The organism is Idiomarina seosinensis, from assembly GCF_044797955.1.
Taxonomy (GTDB): domain Bacteria; phylum Pseudomonadota; class Gammaproteobacteria; order Enterobacterales; family Alteromonadaceae; genus Idiomarina; species Idiomarina seosinensis_A.
In genome coordinates this window covers 669,740-692,274 of record NZ_CP085211.1, presented here as the reverse complement: position 1 = coordinate 692,274, position 22,535 = coordinate 669,740, and the positions used below count along the sequence as shown (strand labels likewise).

29 protein-coding genes are annotated in these 22,535 nt (G+C 52.1%); 9 read left to right on the top strand and 20 right to left on the bottom strand.

Features of this window, described 5'->3' with window-relative positions:
- Window positions 1–25: 25 nt before the first annotated feature.
- Genes LG288_RS03245 through LG288_RS03230 form a run of 4 tightly spaced genes read left to right on the top strand, consistent with a single transcriptional unit; the run spans window position 26 to window position 1,494 of the window.
- A complete protein-coding gene (locus tag LG288_RS03245) occupies window positions 26–454 on the top strand; it encodes a Tfp pilus assembly protein FimT/FimU (protein WP_404401989.1) in 429 nt (142 codons plus the stop codon).
- Window positions 448–951, top strand: coding sequence for a hypothetical protein (locus LG288_RS03240; RefSeq protein WP_404401987.1), 504 nt, complete (start codon window positions 448–450; stop codon window positions 949–951). Before LG288_RS03245 ends, LG288_RS03240 begins: the two co-directional genes overlap by 7 nt.
- Window positions 948–1,154 carry a Type II secretion pathway-like protein gene (locus LG288_RS03235; RefSeq protein WP_404401985.1) on the top strand — a complete coding sequence of 69 codons (207 nt, stop codon included), beginning with the start codon at window positions 948–950 and terminating at the stop codon, window positions 1,152–1,154. Before LG288_RS03240 ends, LG288_RS03235 begins: the two co-directional genes overlap by 4 nt.
- Window positions 1,129–1,494, top strand: a complete 366-nt coding sequence (locus tag LG288_RS03230) for a type II secretion system protein J (RefSeq protein ID WP_404401983.1) — start codon at window positions 1,129–1,131, stop codon at window positions 1,492–1,494. Before LG288_RS03235 ends, LG288_RS03230 begins: the two co-directional genes overlap by 26 nt.
- On the opposite strand, the gene ispH is transcribed toward LG288_RS03230, so the two are convergent.
- The 8 genes from ispH to LG288_RS03190 form a co-directional block, all read right to left on the bottom strand.
- Complete coding sequence (ispH, locus tag LG288_RS03225; protein ID WP_404401981.1) at window positions 1,466–2,401, bottom strand: 4-hydroxy-3-methylbut-2-enyl diphosphate reductase; 936 nt, start codon at window positions 2,399–2,401, stop codon at window positions 1,466–1,468. The genes LG288_RS03230 and ispH overlap by 29 nt on opposite strands.
- A gap of 27 nt (window positions 2,402–2,428) precedes the next feature.
- On the bottom strand, window positions 2,429–2,869 hold the full coding sequence (fkpB, locus tag LG288_RS03220) for an FKBP-type peptidyl-prolyl cis-trans isomerase (protein WP_404401979.1): 441 nt from the start codon (window positions 2,867–2,869) through the stop codon (window positions 2,429–2,431).
- A 1-nt stretch (window position 2,870) separates the two neighbouring features.
- Window positions 2,871–3,392 carry a signal peptidase II gene (lspA, locus tag LG288_RS03215; protein WP_404401977.1) on the bottom strand — a complete coding sequence of 174 codons (522 nt, stop codon included), beginning with the start codon at window positions 3,390–3,392 and terminating at the stop codon, window positions 2,871–2,873.
- Window positions 3,385–6,219 carry an isoleucine--tRNA ligase gene (gene ileS / locus LG288_RS03210; protein ID WP_404401975.1) on the bottom strand — a complete coding sequence of 945 codons (2,835 nt, stop codon included), beginning with the start codon at window positions 6,217–6,219 and terminating at the stop codon, window positions 3,385–3,387. Before ileS ends, lspA begins: the two co-directional genes overlap by 8 nt.
- Window positions 6,220–6,260: 41 nt before the next feature.
- Window positions 6,261–7,199, bottom strand: a complete 939-nt coding sequence (gene ribF / locus LG288_RS03205) for a bifunctional riboflavin kinase/FAD synthetase (RefSeq protein ID WP_404401973.1) — start codon at window positions 7,197–7,199, stop codon at window positions 6,261–6,263.
- 116 nt (window positions 7,200–7,315) lie between these two features.
- Window positions 7,316–8,872: a murein biosynthesis integral membrane protein MurJ gene (murJ, locus tag LG288_RS03200; RefSeq protein WP_404401971.1), complete on the bottom strand. Its 1,557-nt coding sequence runs from the start codon at window positions 8,870–8,872 to the stop codon at window positions 7,316–7,318.
- A gap of 50 nt (window positions 8,873–8,922) precedes the next feature.
- Entirely contained in the window at window positions 8,923–9,048 is a 126-nt protein-coding gene (locus LG288_RS03195; protein WP_404403015.1) for a DUF86 domain-containing protein, read from the bottom strand.
- Window positions 9,049–9,252: 204 nt separating this feature from the next.
- The gene (locus LG288_RS03190) at window positions 9,253–9,447 is read right to left on the bottom strand and encodes a nucleotidyltransferase family protein (protein ID WP_404401969.1); all 195 of its coding nucleotides are present in this window, start codon (window positions 9,445–9,447) and stop codon (window positions 9,253–9,255) included.
- A gap of 310 nt (window positions 9,448–9,757) precedes the next feature.
- Between LG288_RS03190 and rpsT the strand changes: the two genes are divergently transcribed.
- Window positions 9,758–10,018: a 30S ribosomal protein S20 gene (rpsT, locus tag LG288_RS03185; RefSeq protein WP_404401967.1), complete on the top strand. Its 261-nt coding sequence runs from the start codon at window positions 9,758–9,760 to the stop codon at window positions 10,016–10,018.
- Between the two features lie 110 nt (window positions 10,019–10,128).
- Here the strand turns inward: rpsT and LG288_RS03180 are convergent, their stop codons facing one another.
- Genes LG288_RS03180 through LG288_RS03155 form a run of 6 tightly spaced genes read right to left on the bottom strand, consistent with a single transcriptional unit; the run spans window position 10,129 to window position 13,193 of the window.
- Window positions 10,129–10,290: a type II toxin-antitoxin system PemK/MazF family toxin gene (locus LG288_RS03180; protein WP_404401965.1), complete on the bottom strand. Its 162-nt coding sequence runs from the start codon at window positions 10,288–10,290 to the stop codon at window positions 10,129–10,131.
- Window positions 10,287–10,541: an AbrB/MazE/SpoVT family DNA-binding domain-containing protein gene (locus tag LG288_RS03175; protein ID WP_404401963.1), complete on the bottom strand. Its 255-nt coding sequence runs from the start codon at window positions 10,539–10,541 to the stop codon at window positions 10,287–10,289. Before LG288_RS03175 ends, LG288_RS03180 begins: the two co-directional genes overlap by 4 nt.
- A gap of 4 nt (window positions 10,542–10,545) precedes the next feature.
- Window positions 10,546–10,839 (bottom strand): hypothetical protein, encoded by a 294-nt coding sequence (locus LG288_RS03170; protein ID WP_404401961.1) that lies wholly within the window; start codon window positions 10,837–10,839, stop codon window positions 10,546–10,548.
- Window positions 10,840–11,310, bottom strand: a complete 471-nt coding sequence (gene fliS / locus LG288_RS03165) for a flagellar export chaperone FliS (RefSeq protein ID WP_404401959.1) — start codon at window positions 11,308–11,310, stop codon at window positions 10,840–10,842.
- A 22-nt stretch (window positions 11,311–11,332) separates the two neighbouring features.
- Window positions 11,333–12,718: a flagellar filament capping protein FliD gene (fliD, locus tag LG288_RS03160; RefSeq protein ID WP_404401957.1), complete on the bottom strand. Its 1,386-nt coding sequence runs from the start codon at window positions 12,716–12,718 to the stop codon at window positions 11,333–11,335.
- Between the two features lie 37 nt (window positions 12,719–12,755).
- Complete coding sequence (locus tag LG288_RS03155) at window positions 12,756–13,193, bottom strand: flagellar protein FlaG (protein ID WP_404401955.1); 438 nt, start codon at window positions 13,191–13,193, stop codon at window positions 12,756–12,758.
- A gap of 87 nt (window positions 13,194–13,280) precedes the next feature.
- Between LG288_RS03155 and LG288_RS03150 the strand changes: the two genes are divergently transcribed.
- The 4 genes from LG288_RS03150 to LG288_RS03135 all read left to right on the top strand — a co-directional run bounded on the left by LG288_RS03150 (window position 13,281) and on the right by LG288_RS03135 (window position 14,783).
- Window positions 13,281–13,571, top strand: coding sequence for a hypothetical protein (locus tag LG288_RS03150; RefSeq protein WP_404401953.1), 291 nt, complete (start codon window positions 13,281–13,283; stop codon window positions 13,569–13,571).
- A 26-nt stretch (window positions 13,572–13,597) separates the two neighbouring features.
- Window positions 13,598–13,936: a four helix bundle protein gene (locus LG288_RS03145; protein ID WP_404401951.1), complete on the top strand. Its 339-nt coding sequence runs from the start codon at window positions 13,598–13,600 to the stop codon at window positions 13,934–13,936.
- 212 nt (window positions 13,937–14,148) lie between these two features.
- Window positions 14,149–14,442 (top strand): hypothetical protein, encoded by a 294-nt coding sequence (locus LG288_RS03140; RefSeq protein WP_404401949.1) that lies wholly within the window; start codon window positions 14,149–14,151, stop codon window positions 14,440–14,442.
- Entirely contained in the window at window positions 14,439–14,783 is a 345-nt protein-coding gene (locus tag LG288_RS03135; protein ID WP_404401947.1) for a type II toxin-antitoxin system PemK/MazF family toxin, read from the top strand. Before LG288_RS03140 ends, LG288_RS03135 begins: the two co-directional genes overlap by 4 nt.
- Window positions 14,784–15,135: 352 nt before the next feature.
- Here the strand turns inward: LG288_RS03135 and LG288_RS03130 are convergent, their stop codons facing one another.
- From LG288_RS03130 to LG288_RS03105, 6 genes are all read right to left on the bottom strand, one after another.
- Window positions 15,136–16,701 carry a flagellin gene (locus tag LG288_RS03130; protein ID WP_404401945.1) on the bottom strand — a complete coding sequence of 522 codons (1,566 nt, stop codon included), beginning with the start codon at window positions 16,699–16,701 and terminating at the stop codon, window positions 15,136–15,138.
- Window positions 16,686–17,063 (bottom strand): hypothetical protein, encoded by a 378-nt coding sequence (locus LG288_RS03125; protein ID WP_404401943.1) that lies wholly within the window; start codon window positions 17,061–17,063, stop codon window positions 16,686–16,688. Before LG288_RS03125 ends, LG288_RS03130 begins: the two co-directional genes overlap by 16 nt.
- Before the next feature lie 13 nt (window positions 17,064–17,076).
- Complete coding sequence (flgL, locus tag LG288_RS03120) at window positions 17,077–18,309, bottom strand: flagellar hook-associated protein FlgL (protein WP_404401941.1); 1,233 nt, start codon at window positions 18,307–18,309, stop codon at window positions 17,077–17,079.
- A 6-nt stretch (window positions 18,310–18,315) separates the two neighbouring features.
- Entirely contained in the window at window positions 18,316–20,382 is a 2,067-nt protein-coding gene (locus LG288_RS03115; protein ID WP_404401939.1) for a flagellar basal body rod C-terminal domain-containing protein, read from the bottom strand.
- Window positions 20,383–20,483: 101 nt separating this feature from the next.
- Window positions 20,484–21,446: a flagellar assembly peptidoglycan hydrolase FlgJ gene (flgJ, locus tag LG288_RS03110; RefSeq protein WP_404401937.1), complete on the bottom strand. Its 963-nt coding sequence runs from the start codon at window positions 21,444–21,446 to the stop codon at window positions 20,484–20,486.
- Window positions 21,427–22,533 (bottom strand): flagellar basal body P-ring protein FlgI, encoded by a 1,107-nt coding sequence (locus LG288_RS03105; protein ID WP_404401935.1) that lies wholly within the window; start codon window positions 22,531–22,533, stop codon window positions 21,427–21,429. Before LG288_RS03105 ends, flgJ begins: the two co-directional genes overlap by 20 nt.
- Window positions 22,534–22,535: the final 2 nt, after the last annotated feature.

The following is a 22,535-nucleotide window of genomic DNA, read 5'->3' as shown; positions in this document are numbered from 1 at the left end:
TTAATCGCTATTTAAGGGGGGCCTTATGGGTTTTAGCTTACTGGAATTGCTGATTGCGTTAACGATGATGGCAGTATTAGTGGGTTCGGGTATGCCGGGCTTGCAGCAAACCATCGAGCGGGTGCAGATGCAGACGTTAATGCACAGCTGGTTACTGGTGCTGCAGCAAAACAAAACCCGGGCGATGGCCGATAATCGGCAGATAACCGTAGCGCTGGATGAGCTTGCCCGCCAACCGTCGCTAACGGTTGACTCACGCGCCGGCTGGCAGTTCAGTCATAATTATAGCCCTTCGGCAGCGCTGGTTTTTGACGGCCAACGAGGTTATGCCCGCGCCGGCAGCCTGCAGCTGCAAAGCCCGCAGCTGGCGGTAAAGATTATTATTAGCGGCCTTGGTCGTATCCGCAGCTGCCAGTCGGCCGGCCAGCCGCTAGCCGGGCTATCATCATGTTAGGCCGCCAGCAGGGCGCCAGTTTACTCGAGCTGGTCATCGCCGCGTCGCTGGGCTTAATGGTCATCGGCGCGCTGCAGCAGGTCTGGGTATGGCAGCAAGGTAAACAACAGCAGAGCCAGTCGGTCAGCACGACCCTGCTGAGCGCGCAGTCCCTGTTGGAACAGTTGCTGGCCGACATCAGCGAAACGCTGCCGCAGCAGGCTGAATTAACCACGGAGTGCTTTTTACTGCCGCAACGCAATGGCCGGTTAATTGCCTACCGGGTTAAAGACCGTCAGTTACAGCGCCACACCCTGGCGCCCTATTGCCCGACTTATGGCTGGCAGTCACTCAGCCACTATAGCTCGCTTGCCGTTAAATCGCTGCACATGCAGCTAGAGTCAGCCGGTCAGCAGCTGCATACGCTGAGCCTGACGCTGCTGATGAAAAGCCCGAAAGCGAAAAATTACCACAGTTTTTACCGCGAGCTCGTACTCAGCGAGCAGCCCGGACAATGAAAGTGCACAGTAGCGGTATGGTGGTGTTACTGGTGGTGGTTACCCTGACCGGCCTCAGTTCGTTGTCTCTGGCGGCACTGCTGTTACAAACTCAGGCCCTGCAGGCCAGACAACATCAACTCTGGCTGCAGATGCAGCAGCAGGCACAGCGTAACTTCCATCTTAACCAGCAGGCCCATGATGCCGCGCTATCGATGCAGTAGCGGCTTTTCGCTGCTGGAGGTACTGGTAGCTTCCGCTATTTTGGCGCTGTGGCTGCCGGCCAGTCTGTACACACTGCAGCTGGCGTTGTCCGGGCAGGCAAAAGTGCAGCAAAAAGCGCTGTTACTGGAGCAGATGTGGTTACTGAAAGCGGATATCGAACGGCAGTGGCAGCGTGGCGAGCCAAGCGCCCAGCACCAGCAGATCGACTGGCAGTTAAGCTCTGTCGACCCGCAACAGGCACATTTAACCCTGACAGCTGAGCCCTACGCGCTGGATTTCTGGCTGCATCGGCAGCAGCCAGAGGCCGTGATTACTGCGGGCGGAGATCCGGTGGAATAGAAAAGGTGATGTTTTCGGCCCGGCCGTCGCGCTCACTGACGGTGTCGCCGCCCCACTCGCGCAAACGTTCGATAACAGCCTGCACCAGCACTTCCGGGGCCGAAGCGCCGGCGGTTACCGCAACCCGCTGAACGCCATCAAACCAACTGCGATCAATGCAGTCCGCATCGTCAATTAAATAAGCCGGCGTACCCATTTTTTCCGACAGCTCGCGCAAGCGGTTTGAGTTTGAACTGTTGCTGGCCCCGACCACTAACATCAGCTCGGCTTCGCTGGCCAGCTCCCGTACCGCATCCTGCCGGTTTTGGGTGGCATAACAGATATCGTCTTTACGGGGGCCGTCAATATTCGGAAATTTATCCCGTAACGCGGTGATCACATCAGCAGTATCATCCACTGATAAGGTGGTCTGGCTCATGTAGTGCAGATTATCGGCATCCTTAACCTGCAGCGCGGCAACGTCTGCCGGCGACTCAACCAGGTAGATTCCGCCGGCCGGGTTGGCATACTGGCCCATGGTCCCCTCGACTTCCGGGTGGCCGGCATGACCGATCAATACACACTCGTGACCTTTGCGGCTGGCGCGGGTGACTTCCATATGCACCTTAGTGACCAGCGGACAGGTGGCATCAAAAACTTTCAGGCCGCGATCTTTGGCATTTTTTCGCACCGCCTGTGAAACACCATGAGCACTGAAAATAACGATGGCATCGTCCGGCACTTCATCCAGTTCTTCGACAAATACCGCACCCGCCTGTTTTAGCGAATTCACCACGTATTTGTTATGCACCACCTCGTGGCGCACATAAATGGGCGGCTCAAAAATGTCCAGCGCCCGCTCAACAATGGTAATGGCCCGGTCAACACCGGCACAAAACCCACGAGGATTGGCTAACAGAATTTGCATGCTTGCCTCCGCACCCCGGCCGCAGGCCTAGGGTTCAACACTAAGGATTTCCACTGCAAAAATAACCGTCTGCCCGGCCAGTGGATGATTAAAATCTATGGTTACCGTAGGCCCTTCAACCTTGCGTACAATACCCGGCAGATCGGTACCGTCCGGTTGCGTAAAGGCCAGGATAGCACCGACTTCCGGCTTGGTTTCGTCACTGAATTTAGCCGAGTCAACGTAATAGTAATTATCCGGGTTTGGCTCGCCGAAGGCATCTGCCGGCGCCAGCGTAAACTCACGCTCAGCGCCTTCGCGCAGACCAATCAGGCAGGCCTCAAAATTTTCCGTCAGGCTGCCATCACCCATACGAAACTTAGCCGGCTTGCCGGACATTTTAGTGCTGTCAGCAACCGAGCCGTCGGTCAGTTTGATGGTAAAATGCATGACCACTTCGCGGCCATCTTCTATGGGTAAACGACTCATGTTATTTCTTACCCTCCGGGTGTTCGTCACGACGGTTGTCAAAAAAGGCTTCCAGCAGCATCAGCGCAGCGCCAATGGTGATGGCCATATCGGCAACGTTAAACGCCGGCCAGTGCCAGCCCTGGTAATGGACATCCAGAAAATCAATCACATAACCGTACAGCAGGCGATCCGTTACGTTGCCGACAGCTCCCGCTAAAATCAACGCAAACGCCAGATTCTGACGCCAGAAGTCGGCCGGATTACGGCGCAGCCAGATCAGCAGCACCACACTGATACCCACCGCAATAAAAGTAAAGAACCAGCGCTGCCAGCCGCCCATGTCACTTAAAAAGCTAAACGCCGCTCCGTAGTTATGTACGTATGTCAGGTTAAATAGACCATCGATAAGGGTCCTGCTTTCATACAATTCAAAATCAGCAGCAACCCAGACCTTAGTGATCTGGTCCAGGATCACCAGCACCAGCGTTATCCACAGATAACGCAGCCCAGATGCACGCTTAGGTAAGGTTGTATTAGGCAAAATGGCGTTCCTCACCGGCTCCGTCAATATTGGTTACACAACGCTGGCACAAGTCATCATGGCCGGCAATGGTGCCGACTTCTTCACGGTGATGCCAGCAGCGCTCACATTTTTTATGGGCAGAAGCTTTAACGCCCACCGCCAGCGGCAATTTATCGGCCCGAAGCAGCTCATCCCCTGCCTGCGCCAAAGGTGCAACCTGAGCTGCTGAGGTCAGCAACGCAAAGCGCAGCTCCTCGCCCAGCCGCGACAACTGCTGCGCCAGCTCGTCATCGGCATAAACCGTCACTTCGGCCTGCAGTGAACCACCGATTTCATCGTTACGCCGCGCCTGTTCCAGCGCCTGATTAACCAGATCACGCACTTCAATCAATTGCGTCCAGAAACGGTTTTCCTGTTCACTGACACCGGCAAACTGTTCAAAGCCGGTGTACCAGCTTTCAGTAAACACATACTGGCTGCGCTTGCCCGGCAGTAATTCCCAGATTTCCTGGGCGGTAAAGCTGCAGATGGGGGCCATCCAGCGCACCAGCGCCTCGGCGATATAATACAGTGCCGTTTGACACGAGCGACGCGCCTTACTGTCGGCTTTCGCCGTATACTGGCGGTCTTTAATGATATCCAGATAAAAACTGCCCAGCTCGATCGAGCAAAAATGCATCAGCTTTTGTACCACTGACAGGAACTGGTAGTTATCATAATGCTCAATCAACTGCTGCTGCAGATCCGCAGCGCGACCGACAATCCAGCGATCCAGCTCGACCATATCGTCCATCGCCAGCAGGTGCTCAGAGGGTTCAAAACCGCTTAAGTTGGCCAGCAGGAAGCGCGAGGTATTACGGATACGCCGATAGGCATCAGCCGAACGCTTCAAAATTTCGTCGGAAACGGTCATCTCGCCCGAGTAATCCGCCGAAGCCACCCACAAGCGCAGAATATCACCACCGAGCTTATTCATCACATCCTGCGGCGCGACCACATTACCGATGGATTTTGACATCTTGCGACCTTTAGCATCCACCGTAAAGCCGTGCGTCAGCACCTGGTGATAAGGCGCCTCATCGTACATCGCCACACCGGTAACCAGAGAGCTCTGGAACCAGCCACGATGCTGATCCGAACCTTCCAGATACAAATCTGCCGGCCAGCTGAGACCATCAAATTCACGCAGTACACAATGATGGGTTACGCCCGAGTCAAACCAGACATCCAGGGTATCGGTCACTTTACGGTAATCTTTGGCCTCATCACCCAGCAGAGTTTCCGGCTTTAAATCAAACCAGGCCTGCACGCCGTCTTTTTCAATCAGCTGTGCAACTTTTTCCATCAATTCGAGGGTGTCCGGGTGCAGCTGATCCGTGTCTTTATGCACAAACACCGCAATCGGGTTACCCCAGGTGCGCTGGCGCGAAATACACCAGTCCGGACGGCCTTCTACCATCGAGGCAATGCGGCTTTCGCCCCACTCGGGGAACCAGCCCACCTGTTTAATCTGATCCAGAGCCTTTTGCCGCAGACCCTGTTTTTCCATGCTGATAAACCACTGCGGCGTAGCCCGGAAAATAATCGGCGTTTTATGGCGCCAGCAGTGCGGGTACGAGTGATGATAGCTTTCGGCATGCATCAAAGTACCAGCCTCTCGCAACGCATCAACAATGGGTTCATTAGCTTTAAAGACGTGCTGACCGGCAAATAGCGGAGTGTCCTCTTTATAAACACCGTTATCGGCAACCGGGTTATACACTTCGATACCGTATTTCTGGCCGACTAAAAAGTCATCCACACCATGGCCCGGCGCCGTGTGCACACAACCGGTACCGCTTTCTGTGGTGACATGGTCACCGAGAATGACCGGCACGTTGTAATCGTATAACGGATGATTCAGCTGCAGCCCTTCCAGCTCTTTACCGCTGGCAAAACCCAGTTTGTGATAGCGGCGCACGCCGTAGCGCTCCATACAGTCGGTTACCAGATCGGTGGCAATAATCACCCGCTCTGCCGCCTGCTCACCAACCGCTTCAACCTGCACTAGCGCGTACTCCAGCCCCTCGGCCAGCGTCACCGCACGGTTAGCCGGAATAGTCCATGGCGTTGTCGTCCAAATCAGCATGCTGATGCTGCCTTCGCCAACATGGCCTTCTGCAGTACTAAAGCGCTCAAGTGCCTGTTCAGTAGCCGCCAGCGGCATTTTTACGTCAATTGCCGGCGAGTTTTTATCCTGATACTCAACCTCAGCTTCGGCCAGCGCCGAGCCGCAGTCAGTACACCAGTGCACCGGTTTAAAACCCTGATGCATGTGACCGTTGGCGATAATTTTTGCCAACGCACGAACACTGTCAGCTTCCTGCTTATAATTCATCGTCAGGTACGGGTTATCCCAGTCACCTAAAACGCCCAGGCGTTTAAAGTCTGTGCGCTGCTGATCAATCTGACCCATGGCGTAATCACGGCACTTTTCACGAAACTCGGCTAAATTGAGTTTTTTACCCGGCTTACCGTGCTTTTTTTCCACCTGCAGCTCAATCGGCAGACCATGACAGTCCCAGCCCGGCACATAAGGGGCGTCATAATCACTCAGCGTTTTGGCTTTAACAATAACGTCTTTCAGAATTTTATTAACGGCGTGACCAATATGAATTTTACCGTTCGCATACGGAGGGCCATCGTGCAAAATAAAACTGGGCTTACCCGCTTTGGCTTTACGGATAGTGCCGTACAGATCGTCGGCGTACCAATTTTCCAGCATTTTAGGTTCCCGCTGGGCCAGGTTGCCACGCATCGGGAAAGCCGTCTCCGGCAGGTTTAACGTATGCTTATAATCACTCATGGGTCACTTGTTTCCATTTCCGCATTGTTACTGACATCGCGCTATGCCCGGGCTAACAGCTGCTTCGCGCGAGCGGCATCTTGCTCTATCTGTTGTTTAAGCTGCGCCAGCGACGCAAAGCGTTGCTCAGCGCGCAATTTGGCAATCGGTGTCACCGTTACCTGCTGACCGTACAGATTGCCTGAAAAGTCGAATAAATGCACTTCAAGTTGCACTTCGTCGCCGTTTAATGTTGGCCGGGTACCAAGATTGGCAACCGCCTGATAGGTCTCGCCTTCGGCCTTCCGGTTTAATGATATTTTTACAGCAAACACCCCATGTAGCGGGCTTTTTAGGCGTTTTAACGGAATATTGGCTGTCGGAAAGCCGATAGTGCGGCCGTTTTTACGGCCATGTACCACTTTCCCGCGCATTTGAAAGGGCCGGCCAAGCATGGCCTCGGCACTGTCAAAGTCACCGTCATTTAAGGCCTGACGGATGGCTGTACTGCTGACCCGTTGTTGTTGCTGACGGTAGCTGCGCGTGTCGATAACCTCAAAGCCCAGCTGCGCGCCGGCTTCTTGTAATAATTTGAAGTCACCTTCGCGTTTAAAGCCAAAACGAAAATCGTCGCCGACCACCAGAAACTTAACGCCCAGCTTTGCCACTAAGGTTTGCTCGATGAACTCACGGGCGGGCTGACTGGCAAACTTTTTATTAAATTCAATGACAATGTGACGGTCCAGTTGCTGATCGCGCAAAGCCAGATATTTTTCCCGCCAATTGGTTAACCGCGCCGGCGCCTGCTCGGGCTGGAACAACTCCTGCGGCTGCGGCTCGAAGGTCATCACCGCCGAGGCCACGCCCAGCGCTTTCGCCTTTGCGCGCACCTGCTGCAACACCGCCTGGTGGCCCAAATGTACGCCATCAAAGTTGCCAATAGTTAAAACGCAACCCTGATGCTCTGCGCGCAAATTGTGTGTACCACGAATGAATTCCATGTCGGGGGTTCCGTACCCAGCTTAATTGTTCACTTTAAAGGCGCGATTATAACCGAAACGCCCGGGATCCGTCCATCGGAACCGCCCCATCGGCTTACCGAGGGGGCCCGGATTCATCATTTACCGGCAATATGCCGGGGGCGCATGCCGGTGATGAGCAGAGTAGCGAGATAGGCGGTGATGCCGAGACCGATGACCTGAGCGAGCAGCCAGGGGCGCTCGATAAGTGAGGTGGTGCGCCAGGCTTCAGTGGCGGGGCTGTACCACACGATTGCGCCGACCATGGCGGCGGTTGCCAGCAATACCTGCGCGATAAAGCGCCAGGTGCCGGGCTGGGCCTGCAGCACCTTTTCTTTGTAAAGCGTATAGCCGAGCAGGCCGGCGTTAATGGCGGCCGAAGCTGCGGTTGCCATGGCCAGGCCGACATAGCTGAACGGAATAGCGAGGGCGATATTAAAGACCATATTAGCTGCCATGGCGATAATACCGAATTTTACCGGGCGTTTAGTGTCCTGGCGCGAATAAAATCCGGTTGCCAGCACCTTTACCAGCATAAAGCTCAGCAACCCGGCAGAATAGGCCATCAGGCTATAAGACGCCATACGCGCATCGTCGGGGGTAAACGCCCCGTGCATAAACAGCACCATCAGCATGGGTTCGGCCAGAAAGAACAAACCTGCCATGGCCGGCACGCCCAGGATCAGCACCATACGGATGCCCCAGTCCAGAGTTTTGGTAAAATCCTCCGCTGACTTATCCACATGGCGCGAGGACAGCGCCGGCAAAATAACAGTGGCTATGGCAATACCGAACAGGCCGAGAGGAAATTCCAGCAGTCGGTCCGAGTAATACAGCCAGCTGATGGAGCCGGTCATTAAAAAACTGGCGATCAGGGTATCCAGCAGCAAGTTAATCTGGCTAACCGATACCCCAAAAATAGCTGGTAACATCAGTTTGCGGATTTTAGTGACACCCGGATCGCCCCAGCCCCATTTGGGCTTTACCAGCAAGCCGGCTTTTTTTAAAAACGGCAGCTGAAACAACATTTGAATCAGGCCACCAAAAAATACGCCCCAGGCCAGGCCATATTCGGGCTGCTCTAGGTTAGGTGCCAGCCAGATTGCCGCGGCAATAATGGCAACATTTAAAAATACCGGGGTAAAAGCCGCTACCGCGAACTTGCCCAGGGTATTAAGAATGGCTCCGGCCATAGCGGTAAAGGTAATAAACCACAAATACGGAAAAGTAATACGCAGCAAGTCGCTGGCCAGCAAAAATTTGTGCCCCTGCGGGCCGTCGTTCCACCAGTCCAGGAACCAGCCCATACCAAACAGCGCCGTTACGATAGGCGAGGCAATCACACCAAAAATAGTGACTACTGTGATAATGGTACCCAGGGTTCCTGAGACACGTGCGATTAACAGTTGTTGCTCGGGCAGCTCCTTGCCCTGCTTATATTCGGTCAGTACCGGGACAAACGCCTGGGCAAAAGCCCCTTCGGCAAACAGCCGGCGTAAAAAATTGGGGATTTTATTGGCAAAGAAAAACACATCCGCAGCAGCCCCTGCCCCCATCAGGTTGGCAATCACCACATCGCGCACCAACCCTAAAACCCGTGAAATAAGGGTCATAAAGCTGACGATAAATCCAGATTTTAAAAGGGATTTCGACACAGGGGTTCCTTTAACCTGTAGGTCGCGTCTTTGACGCGACACTTTGTCATTTAATGATCAACTGACTTTAACGCCGACTTCGCTTGCGAATGCATTTCGGGTAAATCACGTTCCATGGTACGCCATACCAACTCGTAATCAATTTTAAAATAGCCATGTGCAATCGCGTTTCGCATTTGATAAGCAGAGGTTAAGGGGATATCAGGAAAGCGGGCCATCGTAACGGGGCATTGCATCAACTATATGACTCAAATAATCTTTGGCTCGATTTTCTTTATCGGTCATATTAAACGAGCTTCACGTTTAACTTGCTTTTTGAAGCTTAAAGGCAAACTGTTCGGGGTTAACACATCAACCTCGACACCTAAAAGCTCGCTGAGCTAAAACTTGATTGCTCCAATATCAAACAATGTTGTTTCCGAAGTGGTTTCCACTAATGAGTCGATATCACTGCCTTGAACGTCTGTTTTGGACGCAACTGAACCAAACACCCTCACATTTTTCGCATGATGCTTCTCAACGATTTGTTGAATTTCTTCGCGGTGCTTTGATAGTAGCTTGGTTAAGTTCGCCATAAAACCTCCTGGGTTACTCCTTGAAATATAACCGATCGGCTTGACTTATGCCATTGGTAGTCGCGCTGGAAGCGCGACCTTCCCACCTCGCGGCAAGCGAGGCGAACCGAAAACAGCCGCGCCGCAGGCGCAAAAAGCCGCTGCGAGCGAAGCAAGCAGCAAAAAGCCTCGGCGAAGCCGAACCCAACCGCGGGCGAAGCCCGCACATAGCCAAGTTTTTTAATCAATGCTGTTGACTTTTCCGTCAGAAAAGGCATAATCTGCGGCCTTTACAAGACAAGCATAAGTTAACGAATTTTAGGAGTTCACCTTGGCTAACATTAAGTCTGCTAAAAAGCGTGCGATCCAAGCCGAGAAAAATCGCCGCCACAACGCAAGCCGTCGCTCAATGATGCGCACTTACCTTAAGCGTGCGAACGCTGCGATTGAAAGCAAAGACAAAGACGCTGCAACTGCAGCTCTGAAAAACGTAACCCCACTGCTGGACCGTTACGCAACTAAAGGCTTGATCAGCAAAAACAAAGCGGCACGTCATAAGAGCCGTTTGAACGCTAAGATCCAGGCGCTTTAAGAAAGAATTGCTGACCTGCGCTTATGCGCTGGTATAAAGAAAACCGACCTTAGGGTCGGTTTTTTTGTGGCTTTTATTCAAGTACAGCCTCGAGCTTGGCTGCTACTTCGTCAATTATGTATTGAGGCACCCGCTCTATTTTTTCCGCGCGACGCGCGATTAAAAGGTTTAGAGGAGACCACCAGACACGGCCTAAAATCACCGTGAGTTTCTTTGCCGCGAGTTGGGTTTAAATCGATTCTGACAATATCTCCCCGCTCAAATACCCTCATAGCAATTCATCGCCAACAGCTTCAGCTTGTTCCCAGTCGATTAAGTCCGCGGGCTTCGGCGCGTTCATATCGCACCGGCTTAACAGCTCATCCAGGGTATATTGCGGTTTGGTTTTCGGCTCTATGATCAACCGGCCATTCTCTGCTTTAATATCAGCTTTATCGCCAACATTTAGCCCCAACTCTTTGAGCAGTAATGCGGGAATAACGGCCCCTTTTGAATTACCGATTTTACGAAATTGAATTTCCATAGGACTATTTAGAGTAGGCTTTAACGCCTTTTTTGCTTTTTCCAAGCTTATCGATTTGCTGCTTAGTATCACCGCGCGATTGCTCTAGCTGCTGTTGATGTAGCTCCAGAGTTTCACGTAAGTCCAGCAGCAGCTCAACGCAGTCTTCGTCGTCCTGCCAGCCCTCGGGCAGTTCAGCGACTTTCTGATCGACGCTTTTTAGCGTTGCCTCAGCCGTCGCGAAGTCTTCTTCGGCGACGGCGACTTTGAACTTATCGGTAAGCTCACGCAACGAATCAAGAGAGGACATAGCTAGCAATTAAGCACTGCTGGCAACGCGCTGAACTTCCTGCTGGTGCGCCGCATCTTCCTGGGCGTGCAGTTTACCCAGTACGTCATGGGCTTCCTGACGGGCTTCCGCGGGGATCTGATCCCATGAGCTTTTAATTTGTACCATCAGCCCCATAACTTCATCAATAATATCGCTATTCAATTCGATGGATGCTGTCATCAGCCGGCTACTCATGTAACCGTACAAACCGATCAGGTTATCGGTGGCATCAGCGCCGGCCTGTGGATTCAGGCTGACAATCAAGGACTCCAGGATCGCCTGCGCTTTGCCAATATGCAGCGATTTTTTCTCCATATCTTTGCGCTGAATAGCACCCTTGGCGTAGTTACAATTTTCCAGCACGCCCTGCATCAGCATTTGAATAACCGTGTAGGGGTCGGCGTCTTCCAGACGATTACGCACATTGTCGCGGGTGTAGTTTTTCAGCTTATTGTTCATAACGAACCTCTATGATTGTCAATTAGTCTTTATTACGCGAAAAGCCTGGTAAGTTGCTCAGCTGCTGGTCCAACCGACTACTGGTTGACTGCAACTGACCCAATAACGAGTCCAGACCGGAATACTTTTGTCGTAACGAGCTTTCTAATCGCTCTAAGCGTTCGTTCAATTGCGTTCGCTGATCATCAACACGATCCAGACGATTGTTCAGCGAGTCCGTGCGGCTTTGTAACGAGCCACCAAAACTGGTGTAAGTATTGACGTAATCCTCAATGCGAGAGCCCAGGCCTGTTTCACCGGCAAACAGCTTTTCAAAGTCAGCAAAGCGCTCGTTAGCGACTTCACTGACACTGGTCAGCGTATTTTCCTGTTGCAGCCTGCCATCTTCGTCAATACCAAAACCGGCATTAAACATGCTCAGGCCACCCGAATCCGCGCTTAAAAAACGGCGCATCTGATTTTCAATACTACGGACCGTCGCATCACCCTGAAACTGCGCTCCCTCAGCACCGGCCTGATCCAGCAGCCCCACAACGTTATTGTAGGCTTTGACAAAACCGTCGATATTCTTACGCACCGCACTGTTATCTTCGGCAATGGTCATGGTGGCAAATTCACCGGGCTGGGTCTCACCTTCCACAGTAATGCTCGAACCCTGGATCACGTCTTCAAAGGTATTATCAGCACTGGTCGCTTCGATACCATCAACCCGGATGCGGGCGTCCGTTGCCTGATCGTCTGCAGCAATGGTCATGCCACCGGCAGTACCGTCGTTAGCCACCGTAGACAGGGCATCAAAGTCGGCGTTGGTGTTGGAAATACTGATGTCATTACCAACGCCTGTTTCAGTCGACGAAGCCACTAAACGTGCCTCGGAACCGGTGTTGATAATGTTCAGTGACACGCCAAAATTATCGCCAGCGTCGTTCACCTGCTGACGAATATCATCTAACGTTGCATCGGCGGCAACATCAACGGTAAAGGTTTTATCACCAGCACTAAAGGTCAGACTGCCTGCCTGGGTGCTGACCACATCATCGGCGGTAGCAAAGGCTCCCGGCGTTGAAGTGGCCCTGCTGCCCTCAGCTTTATTCAGTACTTCGATGGCGAACGAACCCGGGGCCGCATCGCCGTCACTACTGACTGAGATTGCCTTGCCCGAATCTGGTTGGCTGACGGATGTTTTACGTTGACTGTACTGATCAGCATCCGCTAGTTTACCGGCAGCTGTTTTGAATTCCGACATGACCGATTTCAGTTCGCCAATAAAGGACAGTTCGACTGATAACTGACCCTCTTGCCGATCCAGCCGGTTCACTTTGGGTCTGCGCTCGGCATCAAGAGTACCCTGAACGATACTTTCTAAGTCGAGCCCCGATTGTGCACCTAAGGATGAAATACTTGCCATGTTTGGCCTCCTAAACCACTACCAGCGATTAGCTGATTTATATATTGCTGTCGAACAGAAATCCGCTACGACTGTCCTCTGTATCGACCAATTCGTCAATAGCTTTAGCAATCTTTACCGCAACTTCCGAGGGAATTTGCCGGATTACATCACCACTGTCCTGATCCACAACCTGCACCACCGGAGGTTCGTTATTCTCCTGCATGACAAATTGTAAGCTGGTGTTGCGAATTGTCTGAGATTGATTAAGCTGCTCAATTTGCTCAGCTACTGCAGCGGCACTGGAGCTTGTCTGCGCACTCGCCTGACCTTCCTTTACTGCATCCGCCGGCGGTGCCGCATTTGCCTGCTGCTGCACCGCTTTAACTGCACCCATCACCTGCTCACGCAACTGACCCCTTCCACTGATAGGATCAGCAGCATTACCGGCATTTGACCGCAGCACATCGCGGGAACTAATCGTGAACTCACCCATAACCATGTCCTCTCTTTTTTATAAGGTTATGATAGCCAATCAGTGCAAAAAATACACTGGTACGTGTAGGGTATCGGCGGGGCGGTGGTGAACTTTAGCGATTTGTTTGAATATTTTTTGTTCGGCCTGCGGCCGAGGTTTTGTGTCCCTTTGGGAGGTTTTGTGTCGCTGCGCGACGGTTTTGTTTGCGCTGCGCGCAAGGTTTTGCTCCCTGCGGGAGGTTTTGTGTCGCTGCGCGACGGTTTTGTTTGCGCTGCGCGCAAGGTTTTGTTCCCTGCGGGAGGTTTTGGCGGCCTGCGGCCGGGTTTTACCGCGGCAAAGCCGCCCATCACCTACCCCAAAATACGCCCCAAACTTCACACAACAATTTCCCACTAGCCTATTTTGTTTTATTTGGATTTTTTATGAACTACGAAAAACTGTGGGTGTGGCAGCAATCAACAGATTTAGCAATAGAAATTATGGAGCTGTTTAAACGATTTAATCATCAGCCCTTTTATAATCAGGTTTCACGATGCGCAATATCGATCCCCAGCAACATCGCTGAAGGCGTTACTCGGGATTCACAAAAAGACAAACGCCGCATGCTCATTTACGCCATCGGTTCCGCCGCAGAATTACAGACCCAAATCATGCTCGCGCAAAAAATGCAGTGGCTAAGCGAGAAACAGGCAAAAGATTTACTGCATCGCAGTAAGCGGATTTATGTGGGGTTGAATCGGTTGAAAAAGAGGATGGAGTGAGAGTTCCCTGCGGGAGGTTATTGTTCCCTGTGGGAGGTTTTGTGTCGCTTCGCGACGGTGGTGTTTGCGCTGCGCGCAAGGTTTTGGCGGCCTGCGGCCGGGTTTTACCGCCGCGGAGCGGCACAAGACTTCAGCGAAGCTGAACAAAACCGTGGCCAAAGGCCACACAGAACCGTCGCAAAGCGACACAAGTATCTACTCCGTGTATACTTATGGCTATATTCACAGATGTGGCACTTAGTATGATCTTCAAGACTGAAATTAAACGCTGGGGTAACTCGTTGGCACTACGAATTTCCAAGCCTATGGCTGAATTACCAGACTTTAGTGAAGGAACTCAAGTATTGATTGAAACTAAGGGTGGCATAATGACCGTAAAACCGGCAAAAAATGAAAGGCAGGTGAAGCTGCCTTTTTCTGAACAACAACTGTTAGACGATATGACTCCTGAAGCTGCGCATGCAGAAGAGGCCATCGATCTTATCGATGAGGAGTGGCAGGATTGAGCCAATACATACCGGATCGCAATCACATTATCTGGCTGGATTTTGAACCATCCAAAGGCAAAGAAATTGGCATGTATCGCCTCGCCTTTGTACTTAGCTCAGCGGCTTATAATAAGGCAAGTGGACTGCTGATTTGCTGTCCAATCAGCACCAGTATTCGCGGTAGTCTGACCGAAGTTCCAATAGACAACTTAGACTCACCGAGCGTAGTAGCAAGCAACCTTATTCAAACACTGTCCTGGCGAAGCCGAAAAGCCAAATTTATCAACACCGCAGAAAAAGGCGTATTAAAAGACGTTCTGGTCCGCTTAATCCCTTTAATCGGAGGGGAGGAGATTTAGGGGTGTTGTTGGGCAACTGTTTTGTTCCCTGCGGGAGGTTATTGTTCCCTGCGGGAGGTTTTGTGTCGCTTCGCGACGGTTGTGTGCCACTTTGTGGCGGTTTTGTTTGCGCTGCGCGCAAGGTTTAACCGCCGCGAAGCGGCACAACACCGTGGCCGAAGGCCACGCAAAACCTCAGCGCAGCTGAACAAAACCGCGGCAAAGCCGCACATAACCTCTCGAAGAGAACACGACCGCGGCAAAGCCGCACATAACCTCACCCCAAGGGTGACCAAAAAAAACGGCCCCCGAAGGAGCCGTCTGTATTCCATTAGACTGTTTAAGTCGTTGCTGGTTATTTTCCCGTGAAGGATTAACCCAACAGTGACAGAGCAGCCTGTGGACGCTGGTTCGCCTGCGCTAGGATAGTGGTTGACGCCTGCTGCGTGATCTGAGCCTGAGTCAGCTGCGCTGTCTCTGCCGCGAAGTCCGCATCACGAACTCGTGAACGAGCCGCAGATACGTTTTCAGAGATATTACTTAAGTTAGAGATAGTACTCTGGAACCGGTTTTGAACCGCACCCAAGTCTGCACGTTGTCCGTCAATCTGGGCTATTGCAGAGTCAATAACATCGACAGCTGATTGTGCGCCGCCTTGAGTTCCAATATCAATACCGTCAACACTGGACAAAGAAGTTGTTGTTCCAAGCGTCGCTGTTCCCGCGCCACCTAGCGATCCAGCCGCAGTCAAAGATGCTGTACCTACGTCTGATGACACTATAGCGTCGCTCCAGTCTAAACGTCCTGTTACAGATGCACTGTCTGACCCTGTGCTATCCGCGGCTACACCTGTACCATCAACAGCGGAACCTACTAACGCACTTGCTGTTCCTGCGTCATCAGAGTTCCATGCCTGTATTTGCCCACCAGCGCTAGCATCGGTGCCCCCGGCTTGGGTCTCTAATGTAACATTGACGTTATCACCATTTTCATTTTTGAATACTAGGTAATCATCGGTACCATCATTTTGAACAGAAGCAGTTATTCCCTTATTCTCCAGGGCCTCTTGAGTTGCAGCATCTATTGCAGTGTTTAGTCCCGCAACAATCGCGTCACTGTCATCTGTCGCACCTGCCGTAAAGGAGATTTCCACTCCATCTACGTTGAGAGTAAACTGATCGCCGCCTGTTGTGTCTGTATCAAAGCCACCAACCGCAACTTCTGTCGTCGCCTTAACGTTGTATACGTCATCTGCTGCATTAATTTTGCCTGCTAAATCAGAGGCGCTCATGCCGTCGGTTAATGAAATATCAGTTTCATTTCCGCCAACAGTTAGGGATAAAGAATCACTATCCGAGAACGTTAGCTCAGAAGTACGTGCGCCGGCAAAGCCGGTAACAGCCGCTACGTCTACTGACTTTCCTTCTAAACCAATTTTTTCAGCACCGACAGACGATAGTGCAACGTCAATAGTTTCATTTGCGTTAGCACCAATCTGGAATGACTTTGAGCCGAAGCTTCCGTCTAACAATTTCTGTCCACCAAACGAAGTGGTTTCAGAAATACGTGATAACTCAGAGCTCAGCGAAGACACTTCTTTTTGCAGTGCTGCACGGTCCTCAGAACTGTTTGAACCGTTCGCTGACTGCAGTGCCAACTCACGCATGCGCTGCAAAATATTGGTTGACTCAGCCATCGCGCCTTCGGCGGTTTGAGCTACTGATACGCCGTCATTAGCGTTACGAGTTGCTACGTTTAGACCGTTAACCTGTGAGGTCAGACGGTTTGAGATTTGTAGACCAGCTGCGTCGTCTGCTGCGCTGTTGATACGGAGGCCTGACGACAAACGTTCGAAAGCTTGGTCAAGCGTATTGCCTGATTTAGTCAACTGATTCTGTGCGTTGATCGAGCTGACGTTGGTGTTTACATATAAAGCCATGTTGCATGCTCCCTTAGTTTTAAACGAAAGCTTGGTTTTACCAAAGTTGTGTCGCCAAGCTGGAGGAACGGATCGGCGTTGTGTTTTGCCTGATTAAAATTTCCTCTCGTAAAGGGTATCGGCGGGGGATTGGGATGCTTTAGAAAAAAAGTGAATTTTTTTCTCATGGGATGAGAAAAAAGGTTGTGGCGACCGTTGGTCGGGTTTTGTGCGGCCTGCGACCGCTGTTTTGTGTCGCTTCGCAACGGTTTAAAACCTTGGCCGCAGGCCAAACAAAACCGCTGCAAAGCAGCACAGAACCTTATCGTCAGATAAACAAAACCGCTGCGAAGCGGCTCCAAACCTGCGGGCGAAGCCCGCATCCAGACTCATCGATTAATTCACGTAATCAAACAGACTCAGCTGATTAATCCGTGAAAATACCTGCTGCGAAGCCTGATACAGCGTTTCATTTTTCACCAGCTCGGTCACCGCTTCGTTGTAATCGACATCGGCCAGTTCAGCGCGGGCGGTTTGGTTAACTACATCGCTGTCACGCAACTGAGTTTTTGCCGATTCCATGGTGTTCATGCGGGCGCCGATTTCGGCCTGGGTGCCGACCACATTATCCATGGCCTCGTTCAGATCATCGAGGGCCCAGCTGGCTTCGTTTTGCCACTGGCCGTCAATACCGCCACCTTCTAGTGCTGAGGCTAAGTCGCTGACCAGGGTAATGGCGTTGCGCTGCACCGGTTCACCGGTTTTCAGAGTAATGGTGTCGTCAGCCGCAGGTAAGTTATTCTGGTCAAGGCTGATTTCCATGCCCTGATAGTTTACCTTACCATCGGTGATGGAGCCTGAGCCAATGGCGGTGCGGGTAGCCACCGGGTCAGCACTGTTAAATACGTCATAGCCACCGCTGCCGTCAAACACAAATTCCAGATCAATCGGGTTACCACTAGCGTCAGCGTTCGCTTCTGCAAAGTTAATGTACTGGTCACGATCACTGACGTTCAGTTTATCAACAAAGTCACCACCGCCGCTGACTTCAAGATCGACCCGCTGTGAGACGGGCGCGAAGGGTTTGTTGCCGGGTTCGTTGGCCGCCAGTTTCAGATTAGGAGTTAACTGAATGTTCCGCTGCCCCTGGTCGCTGACGTACTGGTAAGACTGACTGGCGGCATCATATTCCATCGGTTGCTTACGGCTTTGATAACCGGAAAATAGGTATTCACCCTGGGCGTCGCGGGCATTGGCCTGGTCAAACATTTGCTTTTCGATGGCGCGCAGCTCTTTGGCAACCGCATTGCGTTCTTCCGCCCCGTAGCTGCCGTTTATGACGCCGGCGGCCAGTTGACGGGCGCGCTGCAGTGAGTCGTTAACGCCGTTCAGGTTGGATTCGGACGAGCGCAGGTTAGCCTCTAAACTGATGCTGTTGCGCATAAACTGATCGTTCTGTGCCAGTGCGTTGTTCAGGTTCATTACCTGCGAGTTAGCAATGGGATCGTCAGAGGGCGACAGAATTTTGGTTTGTCGGGTCAGTTGCTGCTGCACTTTGTTTAAAGCGCCTTCAGAGCGCTGCAGTGAATCGAGGCCGCGCTGAAATAATAAGTTGGTACTAATACGCATAATTTTTTACCCTACTGCCTGTAACAGGCTATCAAAGGTTCGCTGGGCCACCGTGATGATCCGCGCGGCGGCGTTATACGCCCGCTCAAACTGAATTAAGTTTGCGGCTTCTTCTTCCAGGTTTACACCGGATTTAGCTTCGTACATGGCCTGTGTCTGTGCTTCAATCGCCTGTGCTGAATCCCGGCGGGATCGCGTTTGCGCCACGTAACTGCCAACGTCCGATACCAGCCGGGAGTAGCCTTCAGCAAAGGTCATATTGGCATCATCACCATCGGCTGACGACCGGCGTAATTGTGGGTTCTGCTGCAGCGCCGCCAGTTCTTCGCCGTTGCGGTTATCATCAAACCCATCAGTATTGTATTCAATACTATAGCTGTCACCGGCTGCCGGCTGGCCGTTAATGCTAAAATCATAATCCGGCGGTGAGCCGGCAAAAGGTGCCGGATCGCCTGCGGCAATGGCGGTGTCGTTGGCCTGTTGTACCAGATCATTTAAATTACTTAGACCTGTCAATGTAATATCAGCTGCCGCGCTTTTAGGGGTTAGGGTCACATTGTAGGTGCCATCGGCATTTACCGCATCAATGGTTGCGCCGGTTGGAGCGCCGTCGGCCAGTGTTTTAGCGCCGGAGTTAAAAAAGTTGCCAGTACCGTTGATGCTGCCCAACTCGATATTTGCTGAACCTTCGTTAGCTAAATCGTCGCTGACACGGACCGGCTTAGCCAGTGCCAGATCTTCGGGTCGTGAAATCGCCACTTTGATATCGCCGGCAATGTCTTCGACAGGTTTGGCTAAAAACTTATCGCCGTTATCCGCAGCGGCAAAATCATCGGAGCTAATGGTCACGCCGTACTGTTCGACGTTCACTGAGGTGGGCGCGGGCGTTCCGGAGATATCGATATCAAAGTCCGGCGCGCCGGGCAGTACCCGCCCCTGATTGTCTGCCGCCTGGATAGTTAGAGTGTTGGCATCTTTTTTGGTAATCAGTAGATTGTCCGAGGTCAGCTTCGAGCTGTTACCTTCTAAAATACCAACGGTCAGATTGCCGTTACCACTGTTACCACTAAACTCAAGAGCTCGAACGCTGGTGGAGCTCAGGTCAAATAATTTAGCACCCAGCTGGTTATCTAAATCCATGCCTTTTTGGTTTTGCGTGTTCATGGTGTCGGCTATGCGCAACGCCATTTGGCCGACCCGCCGTTGTGCCGGAAGTAATTGATTATCGCGATAATCCAGGTAACCGCCAACGGCTGAACCCACTTTATCCGCATCAAGAAAAAACCGGGTCGGATCTGAACTATTGGTTGATTCAATCTGCAGCTCTACACGTCCGGTATCCGGCTGACTGTTGGCGGTTATCATATTATAACGACCGTCCTTTAACACCAGCGGGGCGCCATTTTGCAGGTTAACCTGAATGGCATCGGACGGGCTGGGTACGACTTCAAACGACACCAGTTTCGACAGCTCTTCCAGCTGCTGATCGCGCTGGTTTTTTAACGAGTTTGCATCAAAACCTTTGACGTTTGACGAGCCAAACTTAAGCTCATTGTTAAGCTCAGCAATATTCTCGGTAATGGTATTGATCTGCTGAACTGAGTCACGCAAGCGCTCGTTAACGATATTTTCCTGGTCGTTCAAATAGCCGGAAAAGTCACTCATCCGCGTCATTAAACCTTCGGCCTCACTGACCACCACCTGCCGGCTGGTTAATGAGCTGGGATCGTTGTTGGCATCCTGTACGCTGTTAAAAAAGTTGGTTACGGCCGCGTTAATACTGCTTTCTGTATTACCCAGTAGCGAATCCAGGGGTTCCGCCTGATCCAGCTTGCCGGACTGAAAAGACACGTCCATATGCGAACGATTTAACTGGCCGACAATGTACTCGTCAATCATACGTTTGGACTCGACGCCGCGCAGCCCGCCAAATGGGTTGCTAACGTACTCCGGCCGTTCGCGCACGTAATCCGGATTATTGATGTTGTTAATGTTCTGACCGGTAATAGCCAATGCACGCTGATGCGCGAGCACTGCGGCCTGACCTTTCGATAACAAATCAAATGACGCCATTGGGGTCACTCCTTAAGATTACGTAATATTACCCTTGCCTGAGTTATCGGCCGGGAAAGTAAAAAGTTAAGCGCCGGCGGCAATTTTTTGCCGCTTTTTTATTACAGCCGCTTAAGAATCGATTTTAGTTTGTCCGCATAATGTGGATCCGTTGCGTAACCGGCCTGCTGTAATTGTTCTGCGTAATGTTCAGGCTGCTCAGCAACGGCAACGGCCTGCTGATAGCGCGGATGCTGATTAATAAAGCTAGCATAGTCGTGCAGGCTTTGTTCCAGGTTCTGGTAACTGCGAAATGCGGCGCGCTGTTTTTCGGCTACCTGACCGTTAAATTCCAGCGTGTTGACGTGGGACTTATCCCCACCCCAGCGTTGATCGGCCTTTATGTTAAACAGGTTATTACTGGAGCCGCCATGCCGGCCCGGGACAATGCGCTGACCCCAGCCGGTTTCAAGGGCTGCCTGGGCAATCAGCGCTTTGGCACTGATACCGGTTTCGGCGGCCACTTTTTCGGCGTGCGGCCGCAGGGTGTTAATAAAATCTTCCGGTGAGGTAATCTGTGTTGTCTGGTCACTCACTTTCAGCTGATTAACCCGTTTATCGCCATAAAACAAACCAGCGTCACGTCCGCCCTGATCGCTGAGCTGCTGGCTGGCAGCGCGGGTAATGGCGGCCCGCGGGTCTGCTAAACTGGCACCCGGGCGTTCGTTAACCTTTAACCCACCCTGTTGACTGAGCTGCTGCACCATCAGGTCAGCTAACCCTAATGAGCCCTGTGAGGACAGCTCGGAGGTTAGCTGCTGGTCATACATATCGCGGTACATGTTGGTGTAGCGACTGTTCAGCGGGTTGTCTTTAGCAAACACATCGTTGGCTTTGCGCATACTGCCCATCACCATGTTCAGGAAGATGGCTTCAAATTGCTTAGCCGCTTCGCGCAGCGCTGCTTCTTTGTCCTCGCCAAAAGCCTGACCGCGCAGGTTATCCAGCGCATGGTTATCCAGCGCGGCAGTGGCCTGCGAGGTGGCATGCTCAACACCACCGCCGTTAAATAACGATGAGCTCACCGGAAATCGCTCCTGCCTGCTTTAAAGCTTCAAGTACGGCTATCATGTCGCCCGGCGCGGCGCCAATTTGATTAACCGCGCGCACTAAGTCATTAAGGGTTGTGCCGGGTTCAAACACAAACATGCGTGCATCATCTTCCTGTACATCAATAATCGACTGAGGCGTAATCGCGGTTTCGCCTTCGGCAAAGGGGTTAGGCTGATCAACCTGCACATTTTCGGCTATGGTCACCTGCATATTGCCGTGGGCAACTGCGGCTGAACGCAGCTCGACGTTCTGACCGACCACTACGGTACCGGTGCGCGCATTAACAATAATTTTTGCGGAGCTCTGGGCCTGCTCGACTTCCAGGTTCTCCAGCGTTGACATATAACTAACCCGTTGATCCAGGCTGCGCGGTGCGCGTACCCGGATCGAGGTCGCATCCAGTGCCTGTGCCGAGTCTGAGCCGACCAGGCCATTGATGGTATCGGCTACACGTTTTGCGGTCGTAAAGTCGGACTGGTGCAGGTTAAATGTAAAGTAGTCACCACTACCAAAGGATGACCGAATTTCGCGCTCAACAATAGCCCCATTGGGGATTCGCCCGACGGTTGGTGTATTGATAACAATACGTGACCCGTCGTTACCCTGAGCGCCCAGACCGCCGACAATCAGATTGCCCTGGGCCACCGCGTACACTTCGCCGTTTGCACCTTTTAAAAAGGTCTGCATCAGGGTCCCACCGGTCAGGCTATCGGCACTACCGACTGATGATACGGTTACGTCAATTTTTTGGCCGGGCTTTGCGAAGGCCGGGATATTGGCATGCACTGCGACCGCCGCAACGTTATTAATTTTTGGCCGTTCGCCGGCGGGGATATTAATGCCAAAGTTACCCAACATGGTACGGAAGGTCTGGTCGGTAAACGGCGTCTGTTCGCCGGTACCCGGCAAACCCACCACCAGGCCATAACCAATTAGCTGGTTATCGCGGATACCCTCGACCGAGGCAATGTCTTTTATGCGCGATGCCTGGACGGGGGCGACTAACAGCGAAAACAGCGTCAGCGCCAACAACCAGATGTTAAAACTCCGCTTTATCATTA

What these genes read in the sequence shown, in the direction of transcription:
- LG288_RS03190 (WP_404401969.1), bottom strand. Translation starts at nt 9,447, where the DNA reads ATGGCGAACTTAACCAAGCTACTATCAAAGCACCGCGAAGAAATTCAA.
- LG288_RS03125 (WP_404401943.1), bottom strand. Translation starts at nt 17,063, where the DNA reads ATGCGGGCTTCGCCCGCAGGTTTGGAGCCGCTTCGCAGCGGTTTTGTT.
- flgL (WP_404401941.1), bottom strand. Translation starts at nt 18,309, where the DNA reads ATGCGTATTAGTACCAACTTATTATTTCAGCGCGGCCTCGATTCACTG.
- LG288_RS03155 (WP_404401955.1), bottom strand. Translation starts at nt 13,193, where the DNA reads ATGGGTGAGTTCACGATTAGTTCCCGCGATGTGCTGCGGTCAAATGCC.
- LG288_RS03240 (WP_404401987.1), top strand. Translation starts at nt 448, where the DNA reads ATGTTAGGCCGCCAGCAGGGCGCCAGTTTACTCGAGCTGGTCATCGCC.
- fliD (WP_404401957.1), bottom strand. Translation starts at nt 12,718, where the DNA reads ATGGCAAGTATTTCATCCTTAGGTGCACAATCGGGGCTCGACTTAGAA.
- LG288_RS03145 (WP_404401951.1), top strand. Translation starts at nt 13,598, where the DNA reads ATGAACTACGAAAAACTGTGGGTGTGGCAGCAATCAACAGATTTAGCA.
- LG288_RS03175 (WP_404401963.1), bottom strand. Translation starts at nt 10,541, where the DNA reads ATGGAAATTCAATTTCGTAAAATCGGTAATTCAAAAGGGGCCGTTATT.
- fliS (WP_404401959.1), bottom strand. Translation starts at nt 11,310, where the DNA reads ATGAACAATAAGCTGAAAAACTACACCCGCGACAATGTGCGTAATCGT.
- LG288_RS03180 (WP_404401965.1), bottom strand. Translation starts at nt 10,290, where the DNA reads ATGAGGGTATTTGAGCGGGGAGATATTGTCAGAATCGATTTAAACCCA.
- fkpB (WP_404401979.1), bottom strand. Translation starts at nt 2,869, where the DNA reads ATGAGTCGTTTACCCATAGAAGATGGCCGCGAAGTGGTCATGCATTTT.
- ileS (WP_404401975.1), bottom strand. Translation starts at nt 6,219, where the DNA reads ATGAGTGATTATAAGCATACGTTAAACCTGCCGGAGACGGCTTTCCCG.
- LG288_RS03140 (WP_404401949.1), top strand. Translation starts at nt 14,149, where the DNA reads ATGGCTATATTCACAGATGTGGCACTTAGTATGATCTTCAAGACTGAA.
- LG288_RS03130 (WP_404401945.1), bottom strand. Translation starts at nt 16,701, where the DNA reads ATGGCTTTATATGTAAACACCAACGTCAGCTCGATCAACGCACAGAAT.
- LG288_RS03105 (WP_404401935.1), bottom strand. Translation starts at nt 22,533, where the DNA reads ATGATAAAGCGGAGTTTTAACATCTGGTTGTTGGCGCTGACGCTGTTT.
- ispH (WP_404401981.1), bottom strand. Translation starts at nt 2,401, where the DNA reads ATGCAAATTCTGTTAGCCAATCCTCGTGGGTTTTGTGCCGGTGTTGAC.
- LG288_RS03115 (WP_404401939.1), bottom strand. Translation starts at nt 20,382, where the DNA reads ATGGCGTCATTTGATTTGTTATCGAAAGGTCAGGCCGCAGTGCTCGCG.
- LG288_RS03230 (WP_404401983.1), top strand. Translation starts at nt 1,129, where the DNA reads ATGATGCCGCGCTATCGATGCAGTAGCGGCTTTTCGCTGCTGGAGGTA.
- LG288_RS03235 (WP_404401985.1), top strand. Translation starts at nt 948, where the DNA reads ATGAAAGTGCACAGTAGCGGTATGGTGGTGTTACTGGTGGTGGTTACC.
- ribF (WP_404401973.1), bottom strand. Translation starts at nt 7,199, where the DNA reads ATGGAATTCATTCGTGGTACACACAATTTGCGCGCAGAGCATCAGGGT.
- LG288_RS03245 (WP_404401989.1), top strand. Translation starts at nt 26, where the DNA reads ATGGGTTTTAGCTTACTGGAATTGCTGATTGCGTTAACGATGATGGCA.
- LG288_RS03195 (WP_404403015.1), bottom strand. Translation starts at nt 9,048, where the DNA reads ATGCGAAACGCGATTGCACATGGCTATTTTAAAATTGATTACGAGTTG.